Origin of the sequence: Klebsiella sp. CTHL.F3a (genome assembly GCF_019890895.1) — a bacterium.
Taxonomy (GTDB): domain Bacteria; phylum Pseudomonadota; class Gammaproteobacteria; order Enterobacterales; family Enterobacteriaceae; genus Klebsiella; species Klebsiella grimontii.
Genome location: NZ_CP082360.1, coordinates 5249115 through 5267067, shown reverse-complemented (window position 1 = coordinate 5267067; position 17953 = coordinate 5249115). Strand labels below are relative to the sequence as shown.

Annotated in this window: 20 protein-coding genes; 2 read left to right on the top strand and 18 right to left on the bottom strand. The window is 59.9% G+C overall.

Annotation, left to right across the window (positions count from 1 at the left end):
* Positions 1 to 17: 17 nt before the first annotated feature.
* From K7H21_RS24675 to K7H21_RS24600, 16 genes are all read right to left on the bottom strand, one after another.
* Positions 18 to 431 carry a DMT family transporter gene (locus K7H21_RS24675; protein WP_004128458.1) on the bottom strand — a complete coding sequence of 138 codons (414 nt, stop codon included), beginning with the start codon at positions 429 to 431 and terminating at the stop codon, positions 18 to 20.
* A 19-nt stretch (positions 432 to 450) separates the two neighbouring features.
* On the bottom strand, positions 451 to 1137 hold the full coding sequence (locus K7H21_RS24670) for a hypothetical protein (protein WP_223035434.1): 687 nt from the start codon (positions 1135 to 1137) through the stop codon (positions 451 to 453).
* A gap of 12 nt (positions 1138 to 1149) precedes the next feature.
* A complete protein-coding gene (locus K7H21_RS24665; RefSeq protein ID WP_014837302.1) occupies positions 1150 to 1770 on the bottom strand; it encodes a phosphate propanoyltransferase in 621 nt (206 codons plus the stop codon).
* On the bottom strand, positions 1767 to 2189 hold the full coding sequence (locus K7H21_RS24660) for a BMC domain-containing protein (RefSeq protein WP_223035433.1): 423 nt from the start codon (positions 2187 to 2189) through the stop codon (positions 1767 to 1769). The genes K7H21_RS24665 and K7H21_RS24660 overlap by 4 nt, the downstream gene beginning before the upstream one ends.
* A gap of 12 nt (positions 2190 to 2201) precedes the next feature.
* The gene (cutD, locus tag K7H21_RS24655; RefSeq protein ID WP_004128480.1) at positions 2202 to 3149 is read right to left on the bottom strand and encodes a choline TMA-lyase-activating enzyme; all 948 of its coding nucleotides are present in this window, start codon (positions 3147 to 3149) and stop codon (positions 2202 to 2204) included.
* Positions 3150 to 3205: 56 nt separating this feature from the next.
* The gene (gene cutC / locus K7H21_RS24650) at positions 3206 to 6592 is read right to left on the bottom strand and encodes a choline trimethylamine-lyase (protein ID WP_223035432.1); all 3387 of its coding nucleotides are present in this window, start codon (positions 6590 to 6592) and stop codon (positions 3206 to 3208) included.
* A 25-nt stretch (positions 6593 to 6617) separates the two neighbouring features.
* Entirely contained in the window at positions 6618 to 7772 is a 1155-nt protein-coding gene (locus K7H21_RS24645; protein WP_223035431.1) for a 1-propanol dehydrogenase PduQ, read from the bottom strand.
* Positions 7773 to 7787: 15 nt separating this feature from the next.
* Positions 7788 to 8045, bottom strand: a complete 258-nt coding sequence (locus tag K7H21_RS24640) for a EutN/CcmL family microcompartment protein (protein ID WP_004098229.1) — start codon at positions 8043 to 8045, stop codon at positions 7788 to 7790.
* Between the two features lie 26 nt (positions 8046 to 8071).
* A complete protein-coding gene (locus K7H21_RS24635) occupies positions 8072 to 9673 on the bottom strand; it encodes an acetaldehyde dehydrogenase (acetylating) (protein WP_223035430.1) in 1602 nt (533 codons plus the stop codon).
* Between the two features lie 53 nt (positions 9674 to 9726).
* Positions 9727 to 10005, bottom strand: coding sequence for a BMC domain-containing protein (locus K7H21_RS24630; RefSeq protein ID WP_002442217.1), 279 nt, complete (start codon positions 10003 to 10005; stop codon positions 9727 to 9729).
* Positions 10006 to 10020: 15 nt separating this feature from the next.
* On the bottom strand, positions 10021 to 10305 hold the full coding sequence (locus K7H21_RS24625) for a BMC domain-containing protein (RefSeq protein WP_004098238.1): 285 nt from the start codon (positions 10303 to 10305) through the stop codon (positions 10021 to 10023).
* Positions 10306 to 10322: 17 nt separating this feature from the next.
* The gene (locus K7H21_RS24620) at positions 10323 to 10601 is read right to left on the bottom strand and encodes a BMC domain-containing protein (protein ID WP_004098239.1); all 279 of its coding nucleotides are present in this window, start codon (positions 10599 to 10601) and stop codon (positions 10323 to 10325) included.
* 406 nt (positions 10602 to 11007) lie between these two features.
* Positions 11008 to 11526 carry a FidL-like protein gene (locus K7H21_RS24615; protein WP_004098240.1) on the bottom strand — a complete coding sequence of 173 codons (519 nt, stop codon included), beginning with the start codon at positions 11524 to 11526 and terminating at the stop codon, positions 11008 to 11010.
* Positions 11523 to 12323 carry a winged helix-turn-helix domain-containing protein gene (locus K7H21_RS24610; protein ID WP_123828506.1) on the bottom strand — a complete coding sequence of 267 codons (801 nt, stop codon included), beginning with the start codon at positions 12321 to 12323 and terminating at the stop codon, positions 11523 to 11525. The genes K7H21_RS24615 and K7H21_RS24610 overlap by 4 nt, the downstream gene beginning before the upstream one ends.
* Before the next feature lie 17 nt (positions 12324 to 12340).
* The gene (locus K7H21_RS24605; RefSeq protein ID WP_049114454.1) at positions 12341 to 12925 is read right to left on the bottom strand and encodes a TetR/AcrR family transcriptional regulator; all 585 of its coding nucleotides are present in this window, start codon (positions 12923 to 12925) and stop codon (positions 12341 to 12343) included.
* Between the two features lie 147 nt (positions 12926 to 13072).
* A complete protein-coding gene (locus K7H21_RS24600; RefSeq protein WP_223035429.1) occupies positions 13073 to 13855 on the bottom strand; it encodes an NAD(P)H-dependent oxidoreductase in 783 nt (260 codons plus the stop codon).
* 87 nt (positions 13856 to 13942) lie between these two features.
* Here K7H21_RS24600 and K7H21_RS24595 point away from each other — a divergent pair, with 87 nt between their 5' ends.
* Both K7H21_RS24595 and K7H21_RS24590 read left to right on the top strand, forming a co-directional pair.
* Positions 13943 to 14851: a LysR family transcriptional regulator gene (locus K7H21_RS24595; RefSeq protein WP_004128500.1), complete on the top strand. Its 909-nt coding sequence runs from the start codon at positions 13943 to 13945 to the stop codon at positions 14849 to 14851.
* Positions 14845 to 15288, top strand: a complete 444-nt coding sequence (locus K7H21_RS24590) for a FosA family fosfomycin resistance glutathione transferase (protein ID WP_223035428.1) — start codon at positions 14845 to 14847, stop codon at positions 15286 to 15288. Before K7H21_RS24595 ends, K7H21_RS24590 begins: the two co-directional genes overlap by 7 nt.
* Before the next feature lie 387 nt (positions 15289 to 15675).
* On the opposite strand, the gene K7H21_RS24585 is transcribed toward K7H21_RS24590, so the two are convergent.
* Both K7H21_RS24585 and K7H21_RS24580 read right to left on the bottom strand, forming a co-directional pair.
* A complete protein-coding gene (locus K7H21_RS24585) occupies positions 15676 to 17019 on the bottom strand; it encodes an APC family permease (RefSeq protein WP_142445093.1) in 1344 nt (447 codons plus the stop codon).
* Complete coding sequence (locus tag K7H21_RS24580) at positions 17016 to 17927, bottom strand: acetamidase/formamidase family protein (RefSeq protein WP_004128509.1); 912 nt, start codon at positions 17925 to 17927, stop codon at positions 17016 to 17018. The genes K7H21_RS24585 and K7H21_RS24580 overlap by 4 nt, the downstream gene beginning before the upstream one ends.
* Between the last annotated feature and the right edge of the window lie 26 nt (positions 17928 to 17953).

Below are 17953 nucleotides of genomic sequence, written 5' to 3'. Positions count from 1 at the left end.
GGTAATTCCTTTTTTTGTTAGTTGGCGACTTTTTTGTCCAGAGATGCAGCGACTGGTTGCGCGGGCGCTTCCTCGCTCTCTTCGCTACCCATTTTGGAAAACAGGTTCATGATCACGATCCCGCTGGCGATAACCGCCATACCGATAATGGCGGCGGTGTCCGGGTGCTGGCCGTAAAACGCCATTCCCAGGGTTGACACCACGAGGATGCCGGTACCGGACCAGGTGGCGTAGGCCAGACCGACGGGAATATCCTTCACCGCGCGGGACAGCGAGTAGTAGCAGGTGCAGTACAGCAGCACCAGTAGCCCGAGCAGCAGCATTTTGGTCATCCCTTCACTGCTGCCGAACATTTTGAGGGTGGAGGTGGCTGAGGTTTCGGAAACGATAACCAGCAGCATCCATAGCCAACACTTTGTTTTTGAAGACATAAGTTAAACTCCGGGTTTACTATTTAAGGTAAGGTTCTTTTTTTCTGTTTTTTAAAAAATCGATAGCGGCATCGGTCAACTGCGCTTCAGGAGCACAGGCCAGCGCCGGATTATTCACCACGTCTGTGACAGTGAGATAACGCCGCGGGCTGCTCGCCGACGGCGCCGCCGCTTCGCGACCCGACGCCAGCTTCTCCAGCAATTCGTTCATGGTGCACAGCGCGATGCCGCATTCGGCCAGGCGGGCCAGCGTGGCCTGCATATGCCCGGCGTAAGCGGTATCAGGCTGCGCTCCACGCAGCTGATTAAGCTCGCTGGCGGGATCGCAGTGATAGCGCAGCGCCAGTACCGGCAGGCCGCTCAGCAGGGCATCGTGCACGCGGCGGGCAACGGGACTGTGCAGGGAACCCTTCAGCAGATCCGCCGCCAGCGGGTAGTCGAGAAACGGCAGCAACAGCGCCTTATACGAGGCAGAAGGCAGCTCCTGTTGCCAGTCGGCCGCCGCCAGCGTTTTACCAATAGCCCGCCACTGCTCGCCGTCGCCAATCCCGCTATCCAGCGCCAGGTGCAGGCTCTCGCCGCAGCCGGCCAGCCGCTGGCGAATAGCGTGCCGGTAGCCCGCCGTGGCGGTCACCATCACCAGTACCGGCGGCCGCAGACGCTGGATAATGCGTTCAACCAGGTCTTCCATCTGTTGGTCGGTCATGGCGAGCCTCCTTTAGCCGATGAGCGTGACCTGCGCGCCGTTTTTCAAGCCGGCGGCGTTGGCCTCTTCGGTATCAATATGAAACTCCAGCGCGAAGTCTTCGCGCACCCGCACCACCACTTCATCGAAGGTCAACTGGCGTTCGCCGTCGCTGCGGACGCTAACCTTCTGGCCGTTGGCGACGTTCAGCTGGCGGGCGTCCTGCGGCGACATATGGATATGCCGCCAGGCGCAGATCACCTGAGATCGCAGCTCAACGTGGCCTGCCGGGCCGATCAGCAGCGCGCTGCCCGCGTTCTCCAACTGGCCGGATTCGCGAACCGGCGCTTTGATGCCGAGGGTAAAGCAGTCGGCGCGGGAGATTTCCAGCTGCGATACCGGGCGGGTTGGGCCGAGGACGCGCACCTGGGTGAGCGAGCCCTTTGGACCGACCACGGTGACGCACTCCTGGGCCGCGAACTGCCCCGGCTGGCGCAGCGGCTTAAACGGCGTCAGGACGTAGCCCTTGCCAAACAGCGCTTCGACGTCCTGCTGCGCCAGATGGACGTGGCGGTTAGAGATGCCGACCGGGATAGCCGGAGCAACGTGGCTCAGGCGGGCGGCGATTTTTTCATGGAGCAGGGTGTCGATCATGCCTTCTTCCCTTTCCTCATCGCCGCGTTTTTATCTTCCGTCGGCGCAGGCACAGCGGCGGGTTCAGTGGGTTCCCTTGTTTCCACAGCTGCGGGCGCGACGGCTTCAGCCTCAAGCGGCGCGGCAGCTTCCGCGCGCGGCGGACGGCCTTTTAGAGTGCTGAGAGCGTCGACGACGCTGCGCTCCGGACGGGCGATCGTCAGGGATTTCACCTGCGGGTCGATGAGCGCGGCGACGGCCACGCCGCGTTCGATAGCGGTGTGAATCGCGCTGATCTCCCCTTCAAAGCAGACGCTCACTAGCCCCGAACCGACTTTGCGGTAGCCAATGCAGGACACGCCTGCGCTTTTACAGGCGGCATCCACGGCCTGAACGGCGGCAACTAACCCTCGCGTTTCAATTACGCCTAAACTTTTCATTGTCGGCTCCTGTTAATGGCGGACTAAGCGAATATCAAAATCAAACTGCGTGAAGAACGTTTCCAGCCGGTCTAACTCCTCGGCGGAATACGTTGGGTCCTGGGTAATGGGATAGGGCATATCGAGGCGTTCATATTTTTTGCGCCCGAGCTGGTGGTACGGCAGCATATCGATGCGGCGGATATTTCCGCGCTTCGCCAGCTTTTGTACATAATCAATGGCCCCGGTAATGGCATCGAACGAGTCGTTATAGCCGCGAACCAGCGGCATGCGGATAATGACGTTAGCGCCGGAATCCACCAGCCACTCCAGGTTGCGGCGAATGCCTTCGTTACCGATGCCAAATAACGCTTTATGGTGCTCGCTGTTAATTTGCTTAATATCGAATAAGAAGGTGTCGGTCACCGGCGCCAGCTTTTGATAATTGGCCAGCGGCGTGGTGCCCTGCGTTTCCACGGCGGTATTGAGCATCATCTTTTTGCATTCGCTAAATAGCGCGACGGCAAAGTCGGTCTGCAGGCTCATTTCACCGCCGCCGATGGTGACGCCGCCGCCGGAGGAGATATAAAAGTCGTAGTCCTGCATGATGATCTCCATCAGCTCGCTGACGGTGACATCTTTACCCATAATATCCAGCGCGTTTTGGGTGCAGATCTCTTCGCACTTGCGGCAGCCGATACAGTCTTTGTTGCGGTTGACGAAATGCTTCATTTCGCCGTTTTCTTCCGCCCGATAATGAATTCCCGCCGGGCAGACGTTGACGCAGTCGCCGCAGTTAATGCATTTATCCTGTGAGAACATCACCTGAAACTGGCTATTCAGCCCTTCCGGGTTAGCGCACCACGGGCAGCGAATATTGCAGCCTTTGAAAAAAACCAGCGTGCGGATCCCATCGCCGTCATAGATCGAATATTTCTGAATATTGAATATTCGCCCGGTTAATTCTTGTTTTGCGCTCACACATACCTCCAGAAAAACGATCGGGACATCCGTGTCCAAAAACGTCCGTGTCTTTATCAGAACTTCTCGATGACCGTACGGCTGATGATCTCGTCCTGAACTTCTTTACACAGCTCAACGAAGTAGGCGCTGTAGCCCGCGACGCGGACGATCAGGTCGCGATATTTTTCCGGCTCCTGCTGGGCTTTTTTCAGCACGTCGTTATCGACATAGCTGAACTGCATTTGGCCGTTGCCGAGAATCGACGCGGTGCGCAGCAGGGTAATCAGGCCGTGACGACCTTCCGGGGTATCCAGCAGCCCTTTGAGGAACTTGAAGTTGTGCACCATACCGATGTTCATGGTTTCAACGTTCATCTTGCTCACCGACTTGATGATCGCCGTCGGGCCCTGCTTATCCGCGCCCTGAGTCGGGCTGATGCCGTCGGAGAGCGGCATCCACGCCAGGCGACCGTTCGGCGTGGCGTTGGTCAGCTCGCCGATCGGCGTGTTGTTGGAGATGGACAGGGTGCCGTGGCTCAGGGTGGAGTAGAGCATCTTGTACTTACGGCACTCGCGCTCGGTCCACTCGGTGATATCCAGCGCATACCGATCGACGTAGTTATCATCGTTGCCGTATTTCGGCGCGTTGAGGCAGTCGCGGCGCAGGCCTTCAAAGCCTTCGAAGTTCGCCAGCAGCGCATCGCGTACCTGCTCGAGGGTGTATTTCTTATCTTCAAACACCAGCTTACGAATCGCCGCCATGGAGTCGACGTAGGTCGCCAGACCGGAGAAGATCAGCCCCGGGCCGTGGTTGATCATCGCGCCGCCGGCGGCAACGTCTTTGCCTTTTTCCATGCAGCCTTCCACCAGCAGCGACATCAGCGGCTTCGGCGCCACGTCGCGGTGCACGCGCTGGCTGATGACGGTGCCGATCGCCGACAGGCGCACGATATGGGCAATCTGCTGTTTTACCGCCGCGTCGAATTCTTCGAAAGTGCGCAGGTCGCGCAGGTCGCCGGTATCCAGCCCCTGATAGCTGTCAAACAGCACCATCCGACCGCGGTTTAAAACGAACTCAATGGCGATGGGCCACTGGGTGTAGCCGGTGGAGGTCCACTGATAGATGCGGCCGGATTTCTGCGGTTCGACGCAGCCCATCAGGCAGTAATCGCGGGCATCTTCGAAATCGAAGCCTTTTCGCAGCATCATCTTGATATGGGAGTCGTCGAAGTGGCAGGCCGGGAAGCCCATCCCCGCTTTGACGACGTCGACGATTTTTTCCATATACTTCTGCGGCGACTGGTTGTGAATACGACAGGCCAGCGACGGCTGGTAAACCTTCACGAAGCGCACGGCGTCCATGATCAGGTAGGTCAGGTCGTTACAGGCATCGCCGCCGGAGCGCTTCTGACCGCCGACGGTCAGGTTGATAAATGGCTGATAGCCAGCGAAATATTTCGCTCCCAGCTCGCTGGACATCCACATCAGCTCGGCGCATTTGATGATAAACGCCTGTAGCAGCTCCAGCGCGGTGTCGTGTGTCAGGCGGCCTTCGCGGATATCGGCTTCAAACATCGGGTAGCAGTACTGGTCTACGCGGCCCAGCGATAGCCCGGTCTGGTTCTCTTCGATTTCAAACAGCGACTCCACGGTCCAGATGCTTTGCAGCGCTTCCTGCAGGGTTTTCGGCGGATTAGCCGGCACGTTCTGGTTCACCTCGGCGATGGTCAGCAGCTCGGCGCGGCGCTGGGCGTCCTGCTCAATCGCTGCCAGTTCGCGGGCGCGGGCGGCGATGCGGTGCGCGTAGTTAATCACCCCTTCGCAGGTTTCAATCGCTGCTTTGTAGTAGTAGATGCGGTCGATATCTTCCGGGTTTTCCATGCTCAGGCTGGCAAGGTGCGCCTCGGCGTCGGCTTTAATGCCGTTCATCCCTTTGGTAAATAGCAGTACGTCGTAGCCCGGGCAGGTGTCGCCGCCGCCGTTGATCTGGTGGTAGGAGAGGTCGCTGACGAAGGTTTCGCCGCTGAACGCCCATACGCCGGCTTCGCGGTACTGGGCTTCGCAGATTTCGTCCAGCGAGCGGCCTTCCCAGAACGGCACGATCTCTTCGCGAATGGTTTTCTTATCTTCTTCGCTGATCTCAAACGGATCCTGCGGACGGGTGCTCATGGTATCGAGTTCGTCGCGCACCCAGCGCCAGGCGATATCCGGCGAGAAGGCGCCCGCGCGCGGCTTGCCGCATGGATGACCGACGATCAGCTCATCGTCCTGAATCAGAATCGGCGCGGTTTCGCAGGCGTGGCGGAAGGCTTTGGCGCGCAGCAGAATCGTCGGCATGCCGGGGTTGGCTTTGACCACTTCGGTAAAGGCCAGCGCGCGGTAGATAGAGACGCTCGGGCGCACGGTCAGGTAGTGGTTACGCAGGCGCTGCATGCGCGGGGTCAGCCCTTCTGCTGCCGGCGTTTCGCCGGCGGCGGCAAACGGGGCGGCGGAAACGTGCTGGACGCCCTTGAACAGACGCACCGGCAGATGCAGGGCGCTCAGGTTGTGCTGCGCGCTGAGGAACATGTCGGAGAGTTCGTTGATGCGCGCGTTCTCAAGGCTTGCGCCGTGCAGAAGGGCGTCGAACATCGGATAACCGTCGATCGCGCAGGCGGCGCGCACTTCGCACAGTTCCGCCAGCTTGAACCACAGGGATTCGACGATTTCATATGCCTGCTGCGGGGAGAGCGCGCCGCTGTTGATATCGTGCTGGTAGTATGGCAGCAGGGCTTTGTCGGCGCCTTCCGGGTTGACGGCGTAGCTGCCGTTATCGAGCTGGAGCGCCAGCTGGAACAGATAAAAGGCCTGGCACGCCTCTTTGAAGCTGCGCGCCGGATGTGCCGGAACGTGGTGCAGAATGGCGGCGCTGTCCAGCAATTCCGCCCGGCGGTAAGCATTGGTTTCCGCGGCGGCCAGCTGTTCGGCGCTGCTGGCCAGGTTTTGCGCCAGCGCCATCAGGGCATCGCAGGCGTAGATGGCCGCGCGGCAGCCGTTGACTTCGTCCATGCCGCTGCGGCTGACGGCGCTGCCCAGCGCGCGGGTTTTCTCTTCCAACTGATGTTTTATCGCCAGTACGCCTTTTTCGATCACCAGCTTGTAATCCGGGGAGTCGAGGTCGCTATTCAGGTTGAGGAACTGGAACGCGGACGGGCGACGGACGGCGCTCTCGTCGTGGAAAATCGCCCCGTGCGGTTTGCGGGTCTGGTTGCCGACGATCAGTTCGTCGGCGCTGATGCACAGCGGCAGCTGGCGCATCAGTTCATAGAAACGGCGCGCCGGTTTGACGGCGGCGGGAACCCCGGCGATATCGCCATCAAGGGCGTTCAGCGTGGTGGCGTGTTCGGTGCACAGGGTGCTTTTTTGTGAGAGTAAACGTTCTGCCAACACTTTGACGCGCGGCGTTAAGCTGTAGTGTGCCATGGGTAAGGTTCTCCAAATCTTGTTATCAGTGGCCCTGAACGGCGTTGCCGGTCCATGCCCGGCGATAGAGTTCGGTTAGTGCGTGAGCGTCCGGCGCGCGTGGGTTCGTCGGGGTACAGCTGTCGCGTAGCGCCTGGCCGACCATCTCCGCCAGCCGCTGTTCAAACGCGTCTACAAGGATGCCGGTATCGCGGATGCCGGCCGGCATGCTCATTTCGTCTTTTAGCGCCTGAATGGCGACCAACAGACTGGCGACGCCCTGGCGGGTAGTGGCCGCAGGCAGATCCAGCAGATGGGCTAATCGGGCGTATTTGCGGGCGGCATCGGTATCGCACTGCCCGTGATAATCGGCGTTCCAGGCCACCACATCCGCCATCAGCAGGGCGTTGGCGCGACCGTGGGGGACGCGAAACACGCCGCCGAGCGCGTGGGCAAGGCTGTGGGTGATGCCCAGCGACGCGTTGGTGAACGCCATGCCCGCCATACAGGAGGCGTTGTGCATCTTTTCTCGCGCCAGCAGATCGCCACCGTTGCGCCAGCAGGTCGGCAGAAAGCGAAATACCTGCTGCACTACTTTCTCCGCCAGCGCATCGGAAAAGTCGCTGGCGGCGAGGGAGACATAGGCTTCCAGCGCGTGACACAGCACGTCCATCCCGGTATCGGCGGTGATCGCCGGCGGCACCGAGGCCACCAGCGCCGGGTCAAGAATGGCGATATCCGGCAGCAGCGACGGGTCCACCAGCACCAGCTTCTCGGCGTGGGCTTTTACCACCGAAAAGGCGGTGACCTCAGAGCCGGTGCCGCTGGTGGTGGGGATCGCCACAAAGCAGGGCGGCTCGCGGTGAGCGTCCGGACGGGTTTGCGCCAGGGCGAAAATAACCGCTTTGGCTGCATCAATCACCGAACCGCCGCCCAGCGCGATAACCAGATCCGGATAGCTGTTATCCATCCGCTTCATACCGCGCACTACGGTGGCGATATCCGGGTCGGCCACCACGTCGTCCCAGACCTGGAAAGCGATGCCGCGCGCATTGAGGATCTGCGTGACGCGATCGGCGAGGCCAAACTTAACCATCGCCTGGTCAGTGACCAGCAGTACGTTGCGGGCGGGCAGCTCGTTCAGGATGGCAAGCGCATCCTGACCAAAGCGAATCCGGGGTTTCAGCAAAAATTCACTCATTGGGTTATTGACTCCTTAAGCGTCCCGAAACACGTTCTCGACAATGGCGACCACCGACATGGCCTTGTAGCGCTCTTTGTTGAGCGCCAGATACTCTTCGGCCAGCACGATGTCGTGCATACCGGCGCCGACGCTATCAACGGCAACCCAGGTCTGGTCTTTCATCGGCTGCTGGTCATCATCTAATTTGACGATCAGCAGCAGGTTGCTGCCCCGTAGCTCATCGCACTTCTGCGTGGCGACGACATGTCCGACTACCTTTGCGAGAATCATTGTTTTTATCGCCTTATATCAATGTGTTACTTACCAAGGCGTTCCAGCACCTGGCGGATGACGCGTTCCACGTTTTGCTCATTAATCTCGCTGTCCGCGCCGACGGTGGCGGCAGACGCAAAGCGATCGTCGGCGCTGGCCGGATGGGTTGCGGTGGCGGCAGCCGGGGCGTTAAAACGTTCATCGTCAAAGATGCTGCGGTTTGGGCTGGCTGCCGGGCTGACGATGGTCGGCTGCGGTTCCGGGCGGCTGCCCGGCGCGCGCAGCTCATCGATGGAGCGAACGCCGTAGCCCACTTTGCGGATGTTGAGCAGGTTCATCGGCCCGACGTTATCCGAGCTGGAGCCGCCGCCGACCGCGCCGCAGCCGAGGGTCAGGGCCGGGGTGATGTTGGTGGTCGCGCCGATACCGCCCAGCGCCGCCGGGGTGTTAATCAGAATGCGGTTAACCGGTTTTTCGAGGCAGAACTGGCGGATGACATCCTGGTTGCGGGTGTGGATCACCAGCGTGTGGCCGAGGCCTTCGTTGGTCAGCAGCTCCACGACGCGGTGGCAGGCGGCTTTCCAGTCCTCTTCAACGTACAGGCCGAGTACCGGGCACAGTTTTTCCCGCGAGTAGGGGTTGGAATGCGATACCGTGGTCTGCGCGGCAATCAGCACCCGGGTGCTGGCAGGGACGCAGAAGCCGGCCATCTGGCTCAGATAGAGCGCGGTTTTACCCACCACTTTGGGGTTGATGGTGCCGTTGGGGCGCAGGAGCAGGGCTGCCATTTTCGCCGCTTCGCTTTCGTTCATGAAGTACGCGCCCTGGGCTTCCAGTTCGCGGTGGACTTCGTCGTAGATACAGCGTTCGACGATAATCGACTGCTCGGAGGCGCAGATCACGCCGTTATCGAAGGTTTTACTGGTGATGATATCTTTCACCGCGTGGGGAATATCGGCGCTGCGTTCGATAAACGCCGGGCCGTTACCCGGGCCGCCGCTGATGGTCGGCGTGCCGGACGCGTAGGCGGCGCGCACCATGCCTTCGCCGCCGGTCGCCAGGATCAGCGACACGTCTTTGCTGTGCATCAGTTCTGAGGTGGCTTCGAGGGTCAGTTGGCTAATGGCGTCGACGCTACCGGCAGGCGCCCCTGCCGCTTCCGCCGCGCGCTTCACGATTTCAATCGCTTTCCAGCTGCACTGGCGGGCGCCGGGATGCGGGGAGAAGATAATCGCGTTGCCGGCCTTCAGCGCAATCAGCGTTTTGTAGATGACGGTGGAGGTCGGGTTGGTCGACGGCACCAGCGCACAAATCACCCCCAGCGGCACGCCCACGTCCATCACTTTTTGTTGCGGATCGTCATGAATGATGCCGACGGTCTTCATATCTTTGATGGCGTCGTAGACGCGCAGCGAGGCGAAGCGGTTCTTCAGCACTTTGTCCTGCCAGTTGCCAAAACCGGTTTCTTCCGCGGCCATTTTCGCCAGCGCTTCGGCATGATGCGCCGCTTCCTGGGCCACGTTCTTCACGATGGCGTCGATTTGCTGCTGCGAAAAGGTGGCCAGAATCGCCTGCGCCTTTTTGGCATTGCGCACCAGCTCCCGGGCGTTCTGCCGGGACTGCAAATCGTTATCCAGTTCAATCATGAGTCTATCCTTCATCAGACTAAAAGAGTGGAGACGGGGCGCGCCCTGTCAGGTCATGCTTTGTGCTGTGCCGCGATTTTTTCGATGTCGTTATGCGGACGCGCGATGACGCGAGAGGTGACGACTTCGCCGATGCGTTTTGCCGCTTCCACGCCGGAATCCACCGCGGCATTCACCGCGCCGACGTCGCCTTTCACCATCGCGGTAACGAGGCCGGAGCCGACGTTTTCATAGCCAATCAGCTCCACGTTGGCGGCTTTACACATCGCATCCGCGGCTTCGATACAGGCCACCAGACCTTTGGTTTCGATCAGACCAAGCGCTTCTTTCATCAGGTTTTTCTCCGGTTAATCCATGATTTTGTAATGCGAGACGATTTTGTTGATGTCGTTATGCGGGCGGGCGATAACCAGCGAAGTCACCACTTCACCGATGCGCTGCGCGGATTCGACGCCGGAATCCACCGCCGCTTTCACCGCGCCGACGTCGCCTTTCACCATCGCGGTGACGAGGCCGGAACCGACGTTTTCATAGCCAATCAGTTCAACGTTGGCGGCTTTACACATCGCATCTGCCGCTTCGATACAAGCCACCAGACCTTTGGTTTCAATCAGACCTAATGCATCACCCATTTGCGTTCTCCTGGCCATCAGGCCTTGTGTTTAATGACGATTTTGTTGATGTCGTTATGCGGACGAGCGATAACCAGCGAGGTCACCACTTCACCGATGCGCTGCGCGGACTCGACGCCGGAATCGACCGCCGCTTTCACCGCGCCGACGTCGCCCTTCACCATGACGGTCACCAGCCCCGAGCCGATGTTTTCATAGCTAATCAGCTCGACGTTGGCGGCTTTACACATCGCATCCGCTGCTTCAATGCAGGCCACCAGACCTTTGGTTTCGATAAGCCCTAATGCATCACCCATGGTTTCTCCTTCAGAACAGGTTTTGTGATTCGGGAAAACCGTCCGCGTAACGACGTCAGGACGCGGAAGCGGCGTTCGGGGTTCACTATAGGGAATGGCGAATGAAGTGAAATTTAAATCTGCACAAGGTGAATTTTTAGTTTTTTGCTCTATTAATTAGATTTTATAAGCGGGCGATTTATGCGTTTATGCTGTGGTGGCCGGGCGGATTGAGTGACGATTGCGGCGTTTTTTTCACCATTTAGCCGGAGGCGAACTGATGTTAACAAGTTGCTAATTTATTGCAGATCGGGGGTAATTTGACGATGTATGAAGTGTGGAGAGGATCGTGTTTTATTCGGCAGGCTAAATACAAAACGTGCGGTTTTACTAAAGCGAGAGCGATGAAGGAAAAGCGGGTGTGAGCTTAATCAAGCTTGCTGCCGGACTTCAGCGTGCAGACATAGAGCGGTGAGTTGATAGAGCTGAGAAGAATGGCTTTCTCATTGAGCTTCTGCGCGTTCAGGAACAGGCCGTCGTGGCTATCGGACATCTCACGCATAAAGTAGTCGAAGATCACGTCCGGCGACTCATCGATGGACGAGGCGCTGGATTCCCACTTGCTGATGCGATAGTGGCGCTCGGTGGTGGAGATGCGTTTGCTGGTGTAGCTAAACTTGACGTAGCGCTGGAGATAGAGCCAACCGGCGGCGGAATCGGTATAGCCTTCGACGACCATCGACCCTTTTCCGTTGGCGGCAAAGTTGAAATGGATATTGCCGTTGACGTTCTCTTTCTCCATGTTCTCAAAGCGCATAATCGCTTTGGTCGAGCAGCTCATCACCCCGCCGTTTTCGACCGGCAGCAGCTTCCAGGCGCAGAACCCGGCGGCGGCAATAAACACCAGGCTGGAGAGGGCGAAAAAGGGGCGCGGGGCGAGTCTCATTGCGGCTTCCATGAATAGTAAAAATAGTTATCGCAGTAGCTGAACGGGTTATCTTCATGCATCGCGCAGTGGGCGAGGAATACCCGGCCCAGGCCGTTGGTTTCCAGCCGGTCGCCATAGAAGAAGACGAAGCGTTCGCCGGGCTTGCACTCCAGCTTCAGGCGCTGGCGCACGGCATCAAAATTCTTGCCATAGGCGGTTCCGGCAACGGAGCGCAGCATCTCATCGCTGGCCAGCAGCTCGCACTGGCTGTGGCGCATTTGCGTCAGGGTGATGGGGTGCGAGGTGTTGCCGCCGAGAAAACTGCATACCACCAGCAGCAGGGCGATGGTGAGCAGGCAGCCGCCGGCGAGATACCAGCAGGTGCCGCGCGCGTGGCGGCTGGGAACGGCCTTCTGCGCTTCCGGGGCGGCGGTTTCGTCTTGCTCAACTTCCGCCGTTAACAGCGGTTCCAGCTCCGGGCTGGCGTCGAGCCTCTCAATGGTGAGATCCGGATTGAGCTGCAGCAGTCCGCGCGACACGGTGACGATAATGTTGTCGATATCGTAGTGGCGAAAGGTTTTGCGCAGCATGCTCAGGTACTGATTGAGATTGCTGTTGGATGAGGTTAACCCGTTGTCATCCCAGACTTTTTTAAGCACCTCATCGCGGCTGACCACCTCGGTGTGGCGCAGGAAGAACCACAGCAGCGCGTTGGCGGTGATCGACAGCTGGCTGTCCGCCTCATCGCTTCCTGGTAACGTTAGCGTGCCGTCCATTGCATCATAAATCAGACGGCCATGGATGTTATAGCGCATCGTGGCCTCAACATGCTTCACGCAGGAAGCGTCATCTTCGTCAGATCGCTGACCAGCGACTGCCGGTGCCCGGGGCTCATGGTGCGCCCCTCGGTTAATTCCGATAGCCAGATGCCGTCCGCCGCATAGCGCACCAGCGTGCCGGTATGGCTATTGTCCAGTTCATCGCCTTGCGCCAGATGGTCGAGCATCCAGTCGCGCCAGCATTTTCGCAGCACCGGTTCATCCGGCATGGCCAGCGACAGCACCATCAGCTGGCGGCTCTCCTGGGTATCCGTGAGTTCCGGCGCCGACAGATAGCGCAGATAGGCGCGGGTAAAGCGGCCATAAGAGATGTTATCCGCGGCCATAAGCTCTGAAATCGCCTCTTCCATAATCGCCAGCAGGCGGGCAAAGAGAGCGAAAATCAGCGCCTGCTTGTTGGGGAAATGGTGCAGTAAGCCGCCTTTGCTGACGCCCGCTTCGCGCGCGACGGCGTTCAGCGACAGAGAGGCGATGCCGTCCCGGCCGGCGATGGTGGCCGCGGACTCCAGCAGCTGCTTATACAGGCGGACGGGATCTTTTTTACGATGTTGGGCTTCCATATTCATGGCCCGAATCATACCGACCAGACGGTATGATTATTCTTGATCGCTATCAATATGCGAAGGGGCGTAGCGGGGCGCGATGCCGTTATTGCGTGGAGGCTCACAGTTCACCTTATGAATTGTGGTGATATTCGCCGGGCCGCGAATATCACCCACCGAGATTCACATCGGCTTCACGTGGATAGCGAGGCCGTTTTCGCCCGGCGCCAGCTCCGGGCGCAGGTTCAGAGAGGGGATCAGATAGTCGCCGTAGTTCTGACGACGGAAGGGAATGGGCGGCGTTTCAGAGAGGGTATCCAGTCGCCGGGCCAGCGCCTCGCGCAGCGCGGCGAAGCGCTGTGCATCGAGTTTGTCGGTGCGGTAGAACACCACCGGCGGCAGGACGTCAAAGCCGGGATAGAACAGCATCCCGTGCTGAATAGGGAACAGGATATCGTCGATAGACCCGTTAATTCCGCGCGGCGCGTAGTGCTCCGCCCATCCGCCGGCGGTAACGATCAGCATCGCCCGTTTCCCCGCGAACGTGCCTTCGCCGTAGCGATCGCCCCAGTGGGTTTCGCTGTGCTCGCCGACGCCGTAGGCAAACCCGTAAGCGTAGACCCGGTCAATCCAGCCCTTCATGATGGCGGGCAGCGAAAACCACCACAGCGGGAACTGAAAAATCACCGTATCGGCCCACAGCAGCTTCTCCTGTTCGCCCATGATATCCGCGCTTTGCGTGCCGTTAGCGAAGGCGTACTGCGAATCCCGCGTTGCCCGCCAGCTTTCACCGACCGGCGGGGCGCTGCTGTCGTCGGAATCAAATCCCGCCTTCCAGCGCATGGCGTAGAGATCGGACACCTGCACGTCATGACCGGCGTTTTGCAGATGCTGCACGGCAAAATCTTTCAGCGCGCCGTTAAGCGAACGCGGTTCGGGATGGGCGTAAACCAGTAATATTTTCATTGAAATCACCTCTGAGCAATGGAGAGCTGCAGAGTAGAGTCGACGACGCTATAGTAGAAATGAATTGCTTCAATGACAGGTATAGTAATGATTAATCTCCAGGGGCTGGATCTCAATTTGCTGCGCACGCTGAACGTCCTGCTCAGCGAAAATAACGTCACCCGCGCGGCGCAGCGCCTCAACCTGTCGCAGCCGTCGGTCAGCGTGCAGTTGGCAAGACTACGGGAGATTTTCGCCGACCCGCTGCTGCTACCGGGGCCGCGCGGAATGCAGCCCACCGCCCGCGCTGATGAACTGCGCGGGCCGCTGCGAGATGCGCTGCTGGCGCTGGAGCTGGCGGTAGCGCCGGTTCAGCCTTTCGACCCGGCCACGGCGGCGCAGACCTGGCGGGTGGCGGCGACGGACTATATGGCGTCGGCGATTTTGCTGCCGGTACTCAATACCCTGCGCATCGCCTCTCCAGCCAGCCGCCTGGCGCTGTTTGAGCTACAGCCCGCGCGGCTGGTTCAGCAGGCGGATCGTGATGAGGTCGATCTGTTTTTTCACACGCGCGACGGCGCGCCGCCCGGGCTGCATCAGCGTTTGCTGTTCCGCGAGCGCTACGTGCTGGCGGGTAGAGCGGGGCACCCGGCGTTGCGGTCGGCGTTAAGCCTGGCGCAGTTCTGCGAGCTGGAGCAGGTGATTGTCTCGCCGGACGGCGGAGGATTCAGCGCCGCGACCGATAGCGCGCTGACGAATCTCGGGCTGGCGCGGCGGGTTGTCCTTTCTGTGCCACATTTCCTCTTTATGCTGGAGACGCTGCGTAATAGCGAGCTGGTGGCGGTGCTGCCGGAGCGGCTGGTGCGCGGAGCTGAGGGGCTGACGGTGGTTGAACCGCCGCTGGCGGTCGCCGGGTTTGAGATGCTGATGCTGTGGCACGAGCGCTGGCACCGCGATCCGGCGCATCGGTGGCTGCGCCAGCAAATCGTAACGTCATTAGAGGAAAAGCCATGTTAAGCGGATTAAACCATCTGACCCTGGCGGTCAGCCAGCTGGCGCCGAGCGTGGCGTTTTATCAGCAGCTTCCGGGGATGACGCTGCGCGCCCGCTGGGATAACGGCGCATATTTTTCCTGCGGCGACCTCTGGCTGTGCCTGTCGCTGGACCCGCAGCGGCGCGTCATTTCGCCGGAGGAGAGCGACTACACCCACTACGCGTTCAGCATTGCAGAAGAGGATTTCGCGCTTTTTGCCGGGCGCCTGAATGCGGCTGGCGTTCCGGTTTGGAAAACCAACAAAAGCGAAGGCGCATCGCACTATTTTCTCGACCCGGACGGCCACAAGCTGGAGCTGCACGTCGGCAGCCTCGCCCAGCGCCTGGCGGCGTGCCGGGTGAAGCCCTATAAAGGTATGGTGTTTTTTGGCGAGGACGAACCGACGGCCGGGAACCTGTAGCCCGGCTAAGCGTAGCGCGAGTCGGGGAAAAGTGGAGGCTGTATTGCGCGTTGTTTCCCCGGAGGCGGCGCTTGACGCGCCTTGTCCGGGCTACCGGCCCGCAGACGGCTGGGAACCTGTAGCCCGGCTAAGCGCAGCGCGAGCCGGGGAAAAGTGGAGGCTGTATTGCGCGTTGTTTCCCCGGAGGCGGCGCTTGACGCGCCTTGTCCGGGCTACCGGCCCGTGCGATCGGGTAGCCCGGCTAAGCGTAGCGCGAGCCGGGGAAAAGTGGAGGCTGTATTGCGCGCTGTTCCCGGAGGCGGCGCTTGACGCGCCTTGTCCGGGCTACCGGCCCGTGCAATCGGGTAGCCCGGCTAAGCGTAGCGCGAGCCGGGGAGATAAATCGCGCTAGCCTTCCAGCTTCAGTTCCACATTGCGCTTGAGCACCAGGCGCATCAGCAGGTAATAGACCACGCCAACCGCCAGCCAGCTTAGCCCCAGCACCTTGGCCTGCGCGTCCATTTCATAAATAACAAAGCCGATAATGCACAGGCCCACCACCGGGAACAGCAGGTGTACCACCAGATTGCGCGATTTCTGGCGAATGATGTAATGGTTTATCACGGCGATATGCAGCACCAGGAAGCCCATCAGCGCGCCGAAGTTCACCAGACGGCTGAGGTTATCGATATCGCCGTAGAACCACAGGCCGGAAGCCAGCGAAATCAGCGCCACAAACAGGGTGCTAACGTAAGGCGTTTTCAGCCGCGGGTGCACTTTCGCCAGCAGCTGCGGCAGCTGCTTGTCGCGCGCCATCGCAAACAGAATGCGCGACACGGCAGCCTGCGCCACCAGGGCGTTGGCTATCCCCCAGGAGATCACCGTCGACCACATGGTGACATACTTCAGCCAGCCGCCGCCCGCCAGATTCGCGGTATCGTAGAAGGCGGTATCGAGGCTGCTGAACGTCATGCCCTGCGCCAGATCGGCGGCAATCCACGTTTGCAGGATAAACAGCGAACCAACCAGCATCAGCGCGCCCAGCGACGCCTTACCCACGGTATCTACGCCGCCTTTCGTTTCCTCTGACAGCGTGGAGATCCCGTCGAAGCCGAGGAACGAGAGCACGGCGATGGAGACTGCGCCCATCACCAGCGGCAGGCTGAACTTATCGGCGTTATAGAGCGGGTCGAGGGTCAGATGGCCCGCTCCGGCGCCGGAGTAGAGCGCAATCAGCCCCAGCACGACGAACACGGATAGCACCACGATCTCCGCGATCAGAATCGTATTATTGGCGCGCGCGGTAAAGGTAATGCCGCGCAGGTTAATCAGGCTGTTAATCGCGATAAAGCCGACAATCCACATCCAGCCCGGCACGCCCGGCAGCATGGGCGCCAGCGCCGCCGCGCTGACGATATAGAGCAGCGACGGCACCAGAATATAATCCAGCAGGATCAGCCAGCCGGCAAAAAAGCCGACAATCGGATGAATACCGCGCTGGGCATAGGCATATACCGAGCCGGAAACCGGAAACGCGCGCGACATCGACCAGTAGCTCATGGCGGTAAAGAACATCGCCACCATACCGATAAGATAGGCCAGCGCCACCATGCCCTGCGCGCCGTCCCAGACGTAGCCAAAGACGCCAAACGGCGCGATGGGCACCATAAAAATCATGCCGTAGACCAGCAGGTCGCGGAAAGTCAGCGCCCGGTGCAGCTCCTGCTTATAGCCAAATTGTTCAACGCTCATGCCTGCTCCCCTTCAATTCGCAAGGAGAGCTGTTCAGCCACTGATTTCGGTAAGGCATAGCGGCAGGTTTTCAGCGGGTCGACTACCTGACAGATTTGCAGGTCGCCGGCAATGCTCAGGATGCTGATGGCGTCCGCCAGCGTCAGGGAAGTATTGTCGGCGATAAAATGCGCCATATTGCGGGTAGCCATGGCGGCGGCATCATCGAGGGTCAGCGCCGAGGCGAGGGTAAACAGGGTCTCGCTGTTTTCGAGCATCGGCAGCGGCAGCTTGCGGTTTTTGACCACCGTCAGTTCGACCAGCACTTCGCCGGGAATTTCCAGACCGCAAACCGAAACTTCGCCATCGCCCATCGCGGCGTGTAAATCGCCCAGCCCGAACAGCGCGCCGGGGACGTTGACCGGCAGCCACAGGGTGCTGCCGGCGGTGATCATTTTGCAGTCCATATTGCCGCCGTGGCTATCCGGCGTGCCGCAGGAGATGGCTTCCCCGGCAGGCGCGACGCCGATCACGCCGACCATCGGATTAAGCGGCACGCGCACGTTGCCGGGCAGTATGGCATGGTCGTTTTCAATGGGCACGATGGTGACCTTCGGGGCATCGAGCTCGTCGCCAATCACCCCCAGCTGCGGTGCGGTGACCATCACCGCCTGATTGCTGCTCAGGGTAATGCGTTTGATGGTCACCTTGAGCGCATCGCCCGGCTCGGCGCCCTCGACGTACACCGGCCCGGTCGCCGGGTTAATACGCTGCCAGTCCAGCTCGTTGAACACGGCATCGGCGGAGGTGATTTGGTCGGAGAAGCAGTCGCAGGTTTCGAACAGCACTTCACTGCCGCTGCTGACGGTAGCGACAGGAGTGTTTTCGCGCGACATGGCGTAAACCACTCGGTCTTTGGTTATTTTCATGACATTCATCCCGGTTATATTGTTGT